This is a genomic window from Micromonospora coxensis, assembly GCF_900090295.1.
Taxonomy (GTDB): Bacteria; Actinomycetota; Actinomycetes; order Mycobacteriales; family Micromonosporaceae; genus Micromonospora; species Micromonospora coxensis.
In genome coordinates, this window is sequence record NZ_LT607753.1 from 4,259,942 (window position 1) to 4,271,779 (window position 11,838).

13 protein-coding genes are annotated in these 11,838 nt (G+C 73.1%); 11 read left to right on the forward strand and 2 right to left on the reverse strand.

The window, feature by feature from the left end; all coding sequences use genetic code 11:
• Positions 1-44 precede the first annotated feature (44 nt).
• The 4 genes from pth (at position 45) to cysN (ending at position 3,871) form a co-directional block, all read left to right on the forward strand.
• Positions 45-635 carry an aminoacyl-tRNA hydrolase gene (gene pth, locus GA0070614_RS19575; RefSeq protein ID WP_088977326.1) on the forward strand — a complete coding sequence of 197 codons (591 nt, stop codon included), beginning with the start codon at positions 45-47 and terminating at the stop codon, positions 633-635.
• A gap of 119 nt (positions 636-754) precedes the next feature.
• On the forward strand, positions 755-1,573 hold the full coding sequence (locus GA0070614_RS19580) for a 3'(2'),5'-bisphosphate nucleotidase CysQ (RefSeq protein ID WP_088977327.1): 819 nt from the start codon (positions 755-757) through the stop codon (positions 1,571-1,573).
• A 79-nt stretch (positions 1,574-1,652) separates the two neighbouring features.
• The gene (gene cysD, locus GA0070614_RS19585) at positions 1,653-2,567 is read left to right on the forward strand and encodes a sulfate adenylyltransferase subunit CysD (RefSeq protein WP_088977328.1); all 915 of its coding nucleotides are present in this window, start codon (positions 1,653-1,655) and stop codon (positions 2,565-2,567) included.
• Complete coding sequence (gene cysN, locus GA0070614_RS19590; protein WP_088977329.1) at positions 2,567-3,871, forward strand: sulfate adenylyltransferase subunit CysN; 1,305 nt, start codon at positions 2,567-2,569, stop codon at positions 3,869-3,871. Before cysD ends, cysN begins: the two co-directional genes overlap by 1 nt.
• A gap of 183 nt (positions 3,872-4,054) precedes the next feature.
• Here cysN and galK read toward each other — a convergent pair whose 3' ends face one another.
• The gene (galK, locus tag GA0070614_RS19595; RefSeq protein ID WP_088977330.1) at positions 4,055-5,212 is read right to left on the reverse strand and encodes a galactokinase; all 1,158 of its coding nucleotides are present in this window, start codon (positions 5,210-5,212) and stop codon (positions 4,055-4,057) included.
• The gene (gene galE, locus GA0070614_RS19600) at positions 5,209-6,138 is read right to left on the reverse strand and encodes a UDP-glucose 4-epimerase GalE (RefSeq protein ID WP_231933721.1); all 930 of its coding nucleotides are present in this window, start codon (positions 6,136-6,138) and stop codon (positions 5,209-5,211) included. Before galE ends, galK begins: the two co-directional genes overlap by 4 nt.
• A gap of 230 nt (positions 6,139-6,368) precedes the next feature.
• Between galE and GA0070614_RS19605 the strand changes: the two genes are divergently transcribed.
• The 7 genes from GA0070614_RS19605 (at position 6,369) to GA0070614_RS19635 (ending at position 11,838) form a co-directional block, all read left to right on the forward strand.
• A complete protein-coding gene (locus tag GA0070614_RS19605; RefSeq protein ID WP_088979527.1) occupies positions 6,369-7,382 on the forward strand; it encodes a hemolysin family protein in 1,014 nt (337 codons plus the stop codon).
• A gap of 33 nt (positions 7,383-7,415) precedes the next feature.
• Positions 7,416-8,441 (forward strand): tryptophan--tRNA ligase, encoded by a 1,026-nt coding sequence (gene trpS / locus GA0070614_RS19610; RefSeq protein WP_088977332.1) that lies wholly within the window; start codon positions 7,416-7,418, stop codon positions 8,439-8,441.
• Between the two features lie 19 nt (positions 8,442-8,460).
• Positions 8,461-9,039 carry a 2'-5' RNA ligase family protein gene (locus tag GA0070614_RS19615; protein ID WP_088977333.1) on the forward strand — a complete coding sequence of 193 codons (579 nt, stop codon included), beginning with the start codon at positions 8,461-8,463 and terminating at the stop codon, positions 9,037-9,039.
• An 89-nt stretch (positions 9,040-9,128) separates the two neighbouring features.
• Positions 9,129-10,034, forward strand: coding sequence for a YihY/virulence factor BrkB family protein (locus GA0070614_RS19620; protein WP_088979528.1), 906 nt, complete (start codon positions 9,129-9,131; stop codon positions 10,032-10,034).
• A gap of 1 nt (position 10,035) precedes the next feature.
• Entirely contained in the window at positions 10,036-10,404 is a 369-nt protein-coding gene (locus GA0070614_RS19625) for a GntR family transcriptional regulator (protein ID WP_088977334.1), read from the forward strand.
• 272 nt (positions 10,405-10,676) lie between these two features.
• On the forward strand, positions 10,677-11,303 hold the full coding sequence (locus tag GA0070614_RS19630; RefSeq protein ID WP_088977335.1) for an SRPBCC family protein: 627 nt from the start codon (positions 10,677-10,679) through the stop codon (positions 11,301-11,303).
• A gap of 88 nt (positions 11,304-11,391) precedes the next feature.
• Positions 11,392-11,838 carry a hypothetical protein gene (locus tag GA0070614_RS19635; protein ID WP_088977336.1) on the forward strand — a complete coding sequence of 149 codons (447 nt, stop codon included), beginning with the start codon at positions 11,392-11,394 and terminating at the stop codon, positions 11,836-11,838.

Consider the following 11,838-nt stretch of genomic DNA (forward strand, 5'->3'; position numbering starts at 1 on the left):
CGGCGTATCGGGACACCGACGTTTGACCCCGGGAGGGACGGGACGTGACGGACGAGGCGGGGCCGTGGCTGGTGGTCGGCCTGGGCAACCCCGGTCGGGAGTACGCCGGCAACCGGCACAACGTCGGTTTCATGGTGGCCGACCTGCTGGCGGGCCGGGTGGGCGCGAGGTTCGGCCGGCACAAGCGGGCGGTGGCGGAGGTCGCCGAGGGGCGGCTGGGCTTCGGCGGGCCGAAGCTGGTGCTGGTGAAGCCGTTGACGTACATGAACCTCTCCGGTGGGCCGGTGGCGGCGCTGGCCCAGTTCCACAAGATCCCCGCCGACCGGGTGATCGCCGTGCACGACGAGCTGGACATCCCGTACGGCCAGTTGCGGATCAAGCTGGGCGGCGGTGAGGGCGGGCACAACGGCCTGCGCTCGATGTCGAAGTCGCTGGGGACGAAGGACTACGTGCGGGTCCGGTTCGGCATCGGCCGGCCGCCGGGGCGGCAGGACCCGGCGGACTACGTGCTGTCGGATTTCGGCGCCGCGGAGCGCAAGGAGCTGGAGTTCCTGGTGGACCGGGCGGCCGATGTGGTGGAGTCGGTGGTCACCAAGGGTGTGGAGCCGACTCAGAACGCGTACCACGGGGTGTGACGCGCGGGGCGTACCCGACGGCGGCGCGTGCGGGGCCGGTAGTCTGCGCCTTCTGACGTGGCGCGACCGGCGACCTGGGCCGCGCGAGGCGACGGGAGCGTGGTGTGGGCAGTCCTCCGATGATCGACGGTGCGTTCGCCCGGTGGTTGGCGGCGCGGGCCGGGCAGGCGCTGCTGGCGTTGCGCTCCGACATGGGGTTCGAGGATCCGGGCGCGTTGAAGTCGGCGGGGGACAAGGTCTCGCACGACCTGATCCGTACCGAGCTGGCGCGGTGGCGTCCGGGGGACGCGGTGCTCTCCGAGGAGGACGAGGGCTCGCGGCTGGCCTGGGCGGCGCAGGTGAGCGCCGGGGCGGTGTCCCGGCTGGGCGCGGACCGGGTGTGGATCGTCGACCCGCTGGACGGCACCCGGGAGTTCTCCGAACAGGGGCGCTCGGACTGGGCGGTGCACGTGGCGCTCTGGGCGCGCAACGCGCCGACCTCGCACGGTCTGGTGGCGGGTGCGGTGGGGCTGCCGGCGCAGCACCGGGTGCTGGGCACGGACCAACCGCCGGCGTACCCGCCGTTGACGGTGGAGGCGGCGACGGCCGGTGGCGGGCGGACGCTGCGGCTGGCGGCGAGCCGGAGCCGGCCGCCGGTCTTCCTGACCGACCTGGCCGAGGACGTGGGCGCGCAGTTGGTGCCGATGGGTTCGGCCGGCGCGAAGATCGCCGCGGTGGTGACCGGCGAGGTGGACGCGTACATCCACGCGGGCGGGCAGTACGAGTGGGACTCGGCCGCGCCGGTGGCTGTGGCGACGGCCACCGGGCTGCACGCTTCCCGGATCGACGGTTCTGCGCTGAAATACAACGAGGCGGATCCGCGCCTGCCGGACCTGCTGGTCTGTCGCAAGGATCTCGCCACTCGGTTGCTTGCAGCGCTGCAGAGACATTCCGGGTAGCCTGAGCGCCTGTTCTTGATATATCCGACCGGAAAGGTCTGGAACCCATGAGCGGATCCACGCCGAGCGAGACCGTGTCATGACCGCCCCCGCCCGCTTCTACCAGGTGTCCCACCTCGACGCGCTCGAGGCGGAGAGCATCTTCGTGATGCGCGAGGTGGTCGCGGAGATGGAGCGCCCCGTGCTGCTCTTCTCCGGCGGCAAGGACTCCATCGTCATGCTCCGGTTGGCCCAGAAGGCGTTCGCGCCGGCCAACATCCCGTTCCCCGTCATGCACGTGGACACCGGCCACAACTTCCCCGAGGTGCTGGAGTACCGCGACCAGCGGGTCGCCGAACTGGGCCTGCACCTGATCGTGGCGAGCGTGCCCGAGGCCCTGGCCAGCGGGACGGTGCGCGAGCCGGCCGACGGCACGCGCAACCGGATCCAGACCCCGGTGCTGCTGGACGCGGTGGAGAAGCACCGCTTCGACGCGCTCTTCGGCGGCGCCCGGCGCGACGAGGAGAAGGCCCGGGCCAAGGAGCGGGTGTTCAGCTTCCGCGACGAGTTCGGCCAGTGGGACCCGAAGAACCAGCGGCCGGAGCTGTGGTCGCTGTACAACGGCCGGCACCACCCGGGCGAGTCGATCCGGGTCTTCCCGCTGTCCAACTGGACCGAGCTGGACGTCTGGCACTACATCGCCCGCGAGCGCATCCCGCTGCCGTCGATCTACTACGCGCACGAGCGCGAGGTGGTCGAGCGCGACGACATGCTCTACGCGGTCAACGAGTTCTTCCGCCCCCGGGCGGGCGAGGAGCGGTTCAAGGCCCGGGTGCGCTACCGCACCGTGGGCGACGCCTCCTGCACGGCGGCCGTCCGCTCGGACGCCGACACGGTGGAGAAGGTGATCGAGGAGGTGGCCGCCACGCGGATCACCGAGCGCGGCGCGACCCGTGGTGACGACCGGGTCAGCGAGGCCGCCATGGAGGACCGCAAGCGGGAGGGCTACTTCTGATGACCGCCGAGACCCTGGCCCCGGCCGGTCCCCCGGCCGAGGCGCGGCCGATGGACCTGCTGCGCTTCGCCACCGCCGGCAGCGTGGACGACGGCAAGTCGACCCTGATCGGCCGGCTGCTGTACGACACCAAGTCGCTCTTCACCGACCAGCTCGCCGCCGTGGAGGCGGTCAGCGCGGCCCGGGGCGACGAGTACACCAACCTGGCGCTGCTCACCGACGGCCTGCGCGCCGAGCGGGAGCAGGGCATCACCATCGACGTGGCGTACCGCTACTTCGCCACGCCGCGGCGGAAGTTCATCATCGCCGACACCCCGGGGCACATCCAGTACACCCGGAACATGGTCACCGGGGCCTCCACGGCCGACCTGGCGCTGATCCTGGTCGACGCCCGCAAGGGCCTGGTGGAGCAGTCCCGCCGGCACGCCTTCCTCTGCTCGCTGCTGCGGGTGCCGCACCTGGTCCTCTGCGTCAACAAGATGGACCTGGTCGACTACTCGCAGGAGGTCTTCGAGCGGATCGCCGACGAGTTCACCGCGTTCGCCGCGAAGCTGGACGTGCCGGACCTGACCGTGGTGCCGATCTCCGCGCTCAGGGGCGACAACATCGTCTCCCGCTCGGAGAGCATGCCCTGGTACGAGGGGCCGTCGCTGTTGCACCACCTGGAGCGGGTGCACATCGCCAGCGACCGCAACCTGGTCGACGTCCGCTTCCCGGTGCAGTACGTCATCCGCCCGCAGTCCACCACCGTCACCGACTACCGGGGCTACGCCGGCCAGGTGGCCTCGGGCGTGCTCAAGCCGGGCGACGAGGTGATGGTGCTGCCCTCCGGCTTCACCAGCCGGATCTCCTCGGTCGAGACGGCGGACGGCCCGGTGGCCGAGGCGTTCCCGCCGATGTCGGTGACCGTACGGCTGGAAGACGAGATCGACATCTCGCGCGGCGACCTGATCTGCCGGCCGAACAACGCCCCGGCCGTGTCGCAGGACATCGAGGCGATGGTCTGCTGGATGGACGAGACCCGTCCGCTCCAGATCGGCGGCAAGTACGCGATCAAGCACACCACCCGCTCGGCGCGGGCGATCGTGCGCGCGCTGCACTACCGGCTGGACATCAACACGCTGCACCGGGACGAGGCGGCCGGCGAGCTGAAGCTCAACGAGATCGGCCGGGTCCGGCTGCGCACCACGATCCCGCTGCTGGCCGACGAGTACCGCCGCAACCGCACCACCGGCGGCTTCGTCATCATCGACGAGACCACCAACCGCACCGTCGGCGCCGCCATGATCGTCGACGCCACCTGACCCACCCCGTAGCCGCCCACCCCCACCCCCGCCGGGGCCGACGCGCCCCGCCGGGGGCCGACGCGCCCCGCCGGGGGCCGGAGACGCAAATACAGAGAAAGAGTGGCTATCCACCGAGGAATAGCCACTCTTTCTCTGTATTCGGCCGCACGGGCTGGCGGGCGGGGTGCGGGGTGGGTGGGGTCAGGGGAGGCGGGTGGCGCCGGGGGCGGGGAGGACGGTGACGTGGCGGGGGGTGGTGAAGCCGCGCTCGGCGTAGGCGCGGGTGACGGCGTCGGCGACCGTGGTGGCGGAGGCCGCCTCGACCAGGGCGAGGACGCAGCCGCCGAAGCCGCCGCCGGTCATCCGGGCGCCGAGCGCCCCGGCCGCCAGCGCCGCCTCGACCGCGGTGTCGATCTCCGGCACGGTGATCTCGAAGTCGTCCCGCATCGAGGCGTGCGAGGCGGTGAGCAGCGGGCCGATCTCGCGTACCCGGCCGGCGCGCAGGAGCGCGACGGTGTCGAGGACCCGCTGGTCCTCGGTCACCACGTGCCGCACCCGACGGCGCGTCTCGTCGTCGGGCAGCCGGCCGAGCGCGGCGTCCAGGTCGGCGACGGCCACGTCGCGCAGCGCCGGCACGCCCAGCGCGGACGCCGCCGCCTCGCAGGACTTGCGCCGGGAGGCGTACTCGCCGTCGGCGTGCCGGTGCGGGGCCCGGCTGTCCACGACCAGCATGGCCAGGCCGGCGGCGTCCAGGTCGAACGGGATGTGCTCGACGGCCTCGGTACGGCAGTCCAGGAAGAGCGCGTGCCCCTCCCGGCAGCGGATCACCGCGGACTGGTCCATGATCCCGGTCGGCGCGCCGACGTAGGCGTTCTCGGCGCGCTGGGCCAGCCGGGGCCGGCGCTCGGCGGGCAGGTCCAGCCCGCCGAGGTCGACCAGGGCGGCGAGCACCGCCGCCTCCAGCGCGGCCGAGGAGGAGAGCCCGGAGCCGAGCGGCACGTCCGAGGCGATGGCCAGGCGCGCGCCGGGCACGGCGTACCCGGCCTCGCGCAGCGCCCAGACCACCCCGGCGACGTACGCGCCCCAGCCGGTGACCCGACCGGGCTCGTCCGCCTCGGCCGCGCCGAACTCGACCGGCTGGTCCGTCGTCTCCGAGAAGGCCGTCCAGCGCTCACCCGGTTGCGGGGACGCGGCGACGACGGTCCGCAGCGACAGGGCGAAGGGGAGCACGAAGCCGTCGTTGTAGTCGGTGTGCTCACCGATCAGGTTGGCCCGGCCGGGAGCCGCCCAGCGGCCCGCCGGCTGCTGCCCGTACGCCGACCGGAAGCCGGCGGTGGCGCGGGCCGCGACGTCGGTCATCGCTGCTCCAGGATGTGGGTGCGGTAGAAGGTCCAGGCGTCGCCGACCATGTCGTGCAGGGTCGGCTTCTCCGGCGTCCAGCCCAGTTCCTCGCGGGCCAGCGCGGAGGAGGCGACCAGTTCGGCGGGGTCGCCCTCGCGGCGCGGCGCCATCTCCACCGGCAGCGGCCGGCCGGTGACCTCGCGCACCACGTCCACCACCTGCCGGTTGGTGAAGCCGTTGCCGTTGCCGAGGTTGTAGATCCGGTGCCGGCCGGGCACGGCGGCGGTCAGCGCCAGCAGGTGGGCGCGGGCCAGGTCCTCGACGTGGATGTAGTCGCGTACACAGGTGCCGTCGACGGTCGGGTAGTCGTCGCCGAAGAGCTGGAGCTTCTCCCGCCGGCCGGCGGCGACCTCCAGCGCGATCGGGATCAGGTGCGTCTCCGGGTCGTGCCGCTCGCCGATCGCCATGTCGCCGCGCAGGTACGCCCCGGCGACGTTGAAGTAGCGCAGCGAGACGGCGGCCAGGTCGTGCGCGACCGCCTCGGAGGTGAGCGCCATGTCGACGGCGAGCTTGGTGGCCCCGTACGTGTTGGTGGGGGCCTTGACCGCGGTCTCCGGGATGGGCAGCTCGACCGGGTTGCCGTAGACGGCGGCGGTGGAGGAGAAGACCAGCCGGGGCACGCCGGCCGCGCGGACCGCGTCGATCAGGGCGATCGAGCTGACCGTGTTGGCGTGCCAGTACAGCTCCGGCTTGACCATCGACTCGCCGGCGGCGATGAGCGCGGCGAAGTGCAGCACCCCGTCGAAGCCCGCCTCCGGGGTGAGCACCCGGGCCGCCTCGTGGACCGGCAGGTCGACGTGGGTGGCGTCCGGGGCGAGCGCTTCGCGGTGTCCGGTGCGCAGGTCGTCCAGGACCGTCACGTCGTGGCCGTTGTCCAGCAGCATCCGGGTCACCACACTGCCGATGAAGCCGGCGCCGCCGGTGACGAGCAGTTTCACCTGGGGTCCTCCCTGCCTGGCCGTGTCCCGCCACGGCCGTTCGTGATCACCCTACGGCCGTACGGGGGGCCTGCGCCCGGCGTCGACCTGAGCCGCCATTCCATCATAAACCTTCAGGATTGAACAGATACGAACATGTGCCGTCCGGCGACACCGGCGGCCCTACCATCACCTGCATGCGGGAAGCGGCAGGTCCCGGGTCCCGGAGACGCGCGCCCGGACGACCACGGCGGGCACCCGGGCCGGTGGCGCGCAGCGTGGCCCGGCTCGTCGTCCGGGCCGCCGACGCCGCCACCCGGCTCGTCACCGACCTGCTCGGCGCCAGCCCGGCCGCCGGGCGGGAACGGATCAGCGAGGACGAGCTGCGCGACCTGGTCGCCGCCAACACGGTGCTCGACCCGGACGAGCGCCGGATCATCGACGAGGTGCTGGTCGCCGGGGCGAGCCTGGTGCGCGAGGTGATGATGCCCCGCACCGAGGTGGTCTTCCTCTCCGCCGGGATGAGCCTCGCCGAGGCCGGCCGGGTGGTCCGGGCCGACACGCACACCCGCTACCCGGTGGTCGACGGCACCCACGACGACGTGGTCGGCTTCGTCCACCTGCGCGACGTGCTGTTCCGCCCCGACCTCGACCCGCACGCCACGCTCGGCGAGCTGGTCCGCGAGGTGAAGCAGCTGCCCGGCAGCAAGCGGGTGCTCGCCGCGCTGACCGAGATGCGCCGGGAGGGCCACCACCTGGCGGTGGTGGTCGACGAGTACGGCGGCACCGCCGGCATCGTCACCCTGGAGGACCTGATCGAGGAGCTGGTCGGCGAGATCCACGACGAGTACGACGGGGTGCCCGAGCCGCCCCACGCCGGCCTGCCCGCCGTGGTCGACGGCCGGCTCAACCTCGCCGACTTCGCCGAGCGGACCGGGGTGGCGCTGCCGACCGGGCCGTACGAGACGGTCGGCGGTTTCGTGATGGCCGCGCTGGGACGGCTGCCGGTCGCCGGCGACGAGGTGCCGGTGGCCCCGCCCGACGCCGACGACCCGGAGACGCCCGGCGGCGGCTGGCTGGTGCGGGTGCTGGCCCTGGAGGGACGCCGGGTGTCCCGCATAGCGGTCTCCGCCGCGCGCCTGCCCGAGCAGCGACGCGAGGTCACGGCCCCGGGCGGGCCGACGGTGGGTCGACCCGCCGGCCCGTCATGACGTACGCCGGGGGTTGCTGACAGAATTGCCGGCATGTCCGACGTACCCGCCCGCCCGCGCGTCTTCTCCGGCATCCAGCCGACGGCCGACTCGTTCCACCTCGGCAACTACCTGGGCGCGGTACGGCACTGGGTGGCCCTGCAGGAGAGCCACGACGCGTTCTACTGCGTGGTCGACCTGCACGCGATCACCGCCGGGCACGACCCGAAGGTGCTCAAGCAGCGCAGCCGGGTGGCCGCCGCCCAGCTCTTCGCGGTCGGGCTCGACCCGGAGCGCAGCACCCTGTTCGTCCAGTCGCAGGTGCCCGAGCACTCGCAGCTGGCCTGGGTGCTCGGCTGCATCACCGGCTTCGGCGAGGCCAGCCGGATGACCCAGTTCAAGGACAAGTCGCAGAAGCAGGGCAGCGAGCGGGCCAGCGTCGGGCTGTTCACGTACCCGATCCTGCAGGCCGCCGACATCCTGCTCTACCAGGCCAACGCGGTGCCGGTCGGCGAGGACCAGCGCCAGCACCTGGAGCTCTCCCGCGACCTGGCGCAGCGGTTCAACTCGCTGTTCGGGCAGACCTTCACGGTGCCCGCGCCGCACATCGTCAAGGACACCGCGAAGATCACCGACCTGCAGGACCCGACGGCGAAGATGTCGAAGTCGTCCTCCTCGCCGGCCGGCATCATCGACCTGCTGGAGGACCCGGCCCGCTCGGCCAAGAAGATCCGTTCGGCGGTCACCGACACCGGCCGGGAGATCGTCTTCGACACCGAGACCAAGCCCGGCGTGTCCAACCTGCTGACGATCTACTCGGCGCTCTCCGGCCGGAGCATCGACGACCTGGTCGCCGCGTACGACGGCAAGGGCTACGGCGACCTGAAGAAGGACCTCGGCGAGGTGGTCCGGGAGTTCGTCACCCCGATCCAGGAGCGCACCCGCGGCTACCTGGACGACCCCGCCCAGCTCGACAAGCTGCTCGCCGCCGGCGCGGAGAAGGCCCGCGCGGTCGCCTCGGCGACGCTGCGCACGGCGTACGACCGGGTGGGCTTCTTCCCGCCGGTCCGCTTCGAGTAGCGGCCCCGGGTCGTCAGGGGTGGAGTCGGTGGCCGGAGGGGTGGCGCGGAGCGTGGATCGCAGGGACGGGGCGCCGAGGTCCGGTGACACCATCCAGATCGGGATCGCGGTGGACATCCCGGAGCCGTGGGGCGGCATGCTCACCCGGCGCCGGGTCGAGGCGGGCGATCCGCAGGTGGTGCCGGCGCACGTGACGCTGCTCGGGCCGACCGAGATCCCGGTGGCCGCGCTGCCGGCGGTCGAGGAACACCTGGCCCGGGTCGCCGCCACGCACCTGCCGTTCACCCTGCACCTGCGCGGCACCGGCACCTTCCGGCCGGTCACCCAGGTGGTCTTCGTGGCGGTGGCGGCCGGGATCAGCGAGTGCGAACTGCTCGCCGCCGCCATCAACGCCGCGCCCGAGCTGCACCGGGAGGCCCGCTTCCCGTACCACCCGCACGTCACCGTGGCGCAGGACGTCGCGCCGGAGGCGCTGGACCGGGCGTACGAGGACCTGGCCGACTTCTCGGCGATGTTCGAGGTCGACTCGTTCACCCTCTTCTCGCACAGCGGTCAGACCCGGTGGCAGCCGCGCCGGGACTTCCGGCTCGGCGGCTGATCCGGGCCCGGTGAGCACGAGCCCGCCCCGGTGGGCGGGAGATCGGCGAGGATGACGTGGTGGACGCGTGGGGCCGGCTGACGGCCGGCATGGACCGCCGGTTCACCACGGCCCGGCGGCGGTGGCCCCGGGTCGACCACCTGTGGCGGGCGGTCGACCTGTACGGCAACGTGCTCGGCGGCCGGCTCGCGGCGGCGATCGCGTACTACGGGTTCTTCGCCGTCTTCGCGCTCGCCCTGGTCGCGTACTCGATCTTCGGGGCGATCCTGGAGGACAACGACGAGGTCAGCGACGCGGCGGCCGACTTCCTGCGGCAGAACCTACCCTTCCTCGACCCGCAGCAGATCGCCCAGAGCAGCAACACCGTCGGCGTGGTCGGCCTGGTCATCCTGGTCTTCACCGGGATCGGCTGGGTGGAGGCGATCCGCTCGTCGCAGCGGCTGATGTACGGGTTCAACCAGCAGCCCGGCAACCTGGTGGTGCGCCGCCTGGTCGACCTGGGCGTGCTGCTGCTGGTCTTCGTCATGCTCGGGCTCTCGGTGGCGGCCGTGGACGCCCTGGAGTCGCTGCTGCGGTTCCTGCTGCGGGCCACCGGCTCGGTCGGGCTGACCACGATCAGCGCGGTGCTCAGCGTCCTGGTCAACGCGGTGCTCGCGGCGGCGCTGCTGGTGGCGGTGCCCCGGCTGCGGATGAGCCGGCGCCGGCTGCGGCCCGTGGTGCTGTTCGTCGCGGTGGGGATCACGCTGCTGAACACCGTCGGGCGCTACTACATCGTGCGGACCGAGCGGAACCCGGCGTACACGGTGGTGGCCGGCGCGGTGGCCGTGCTGCTCTACCTCTACGTGCTCAACCAGCTGGTGCTCTTCGGCGCCGCGCTGGCCGCGACCAGCCGGCACGGCCGGGTGGTCGACCTGGCCGAGGGGCCCGCCCCGGCGGACCTCGACGTCGAGCTGGACGCCGAACGCGATCCGGGTACGCCGGGAGGGGCGGGCTGACGTGCTGATCGAGATCGACCCGGACGCGACGACGCCGCCGTACGAGCAGGTGCGCGGGCAGTTGGCCGCGATGATCGGGGACGGGCGGCTGCCGGTCGGCACCCGGCTGCCCCCGGTCCGGCAGTTCGCCGGGGAACTGGGACTGGCGGTGAACACCGTGGCCCGGGCGTACCGGGAGCTGGAGGGCGCCGGGCTGGTGGAGACCCGGGGTCGGCACGGCACGTACGTCGCGCCGGGACGGGACGACGCGACGGACCGGTTGCAGCGCTCGGCGCTGCGCTACGCCGAGGAGGCGGCCCGGCTCGGCGTGCCGCCGGAGACGGCGCTGGCGCTGGTGCGCGCGGCCCTCGACGCCGCCCGCCCCGACTGACCACCACCGGGCAGCACCCGCGCGTCTGCCGGGCCGGCTCGGCGCGGTGTCCGCCCGTCGCCGCGCCGGCTCCTGGCCGGGACGCGTCGCCGTGGTGCTCGCTCCTTGCCGGGGCCGTGCCACCGTCGTGCGTGCCTGCCGCCAGGCCCACCCCGCCAGCCGGGCCGCGTCATCGACGCAGCCGGTGGTGGCCGGGCCGCGCCCGTGTCGGGCCTGTCGTCGCGGCACGGTGGGTGCTTGACCCGGTGCGGCGGGGCCGGGAGGGTGGGGCGATGACGGGGTTCGAGGTGCGCACGGTCGTGGCGGCGCCACGCGAGCGGGTCTGGTCGGCGTTGACCGAGCCGGCGGAGGTACGGCAGTGGTTCGGCTGGGAGCATCCCGGCCTGGACGAGGAGATCCGGTACATCTTCGTCGACCACGCGCAGGCGGTCCCGCCGGACCGGATCGTGCTCGCCGGCGGCCAGGAGATCGAGGTCGTCGACGACGGCGGGCGCACGGTCGTCCGGGTGACGATGCCGGGGGAGGGCGACGAGGCGTACGACGTGCTGGCGGAGGGCTGGCGGCTCTTCTTCGCCCAGCTCAGGTTCTGGCTGGAGCAGGCTCCCGCCGGTCACCGGCGTACGGTGCGGCTCAGTGGCGACGCCGACGGCCCCGGCCTGCTCGCGGCCCTCGAATCGGCCGGCGTGAAGGAACAGTGGCACCGCAGTCGGTACCTGCACATGGTGGTGGACGCCGACGGGCTGCTCGTCGCGGCCACCGCCGAGCGGCCGCTGACCGACGAGGAGTCGGGCCCGGCCGCCCTCGTGGTCAGCGGGTACGGTCGGGACCTCGCCGCGGTGCGGGCCGGCTGGGTCGCGCGTTGGCGGGCCATCGTGGGTGACGACCCGGTGGTGGAGTGAGCCGCAGGCAGGACGCCGACAGCCGAAGGAAAAGATGAATAGGGCAAATGCCGCACGGCTCGACGAGCCGACCGACCATGATGAGCCCGTGGGCGCACTCGTGACGTTGGACCTGCCGGACGACTCGCCGATGCTCGGCCTGCCGTGGATCATCACGTTCGGTCCGCTCGGCGATCCGGCGGAGTGGGAGCCGGTGGTCTGCGGCCCGTACGAGCGGCCGCACGCGCTCGCCCTGGCCGAGGCGGTGGTGGCCGAGGAGCAGCTGATGGCGGTGGTCGAGCCGCTGGTGCCGGCGCTCTCGGCCGACGAGGTCCGGGGTGAGATCGCCGCCGCGCAGATCGCCGCGCGGGACGAGGAGGCCCGGATCGAGGAGTCCGACCTCTACGGCGACTTCGGCGACGTCCTCGACGAGGAGTTGGAGCGGGCGGCCGCGCAGGAGGAGCACCCGCCGGAGCCGGTGCCCGCGCCGACCGAGGAGGAGTTGCGCGCCGGCTTCGAGCGGATCGCCGAGCAGTTGCGGCGCAAGGGGCGCTGA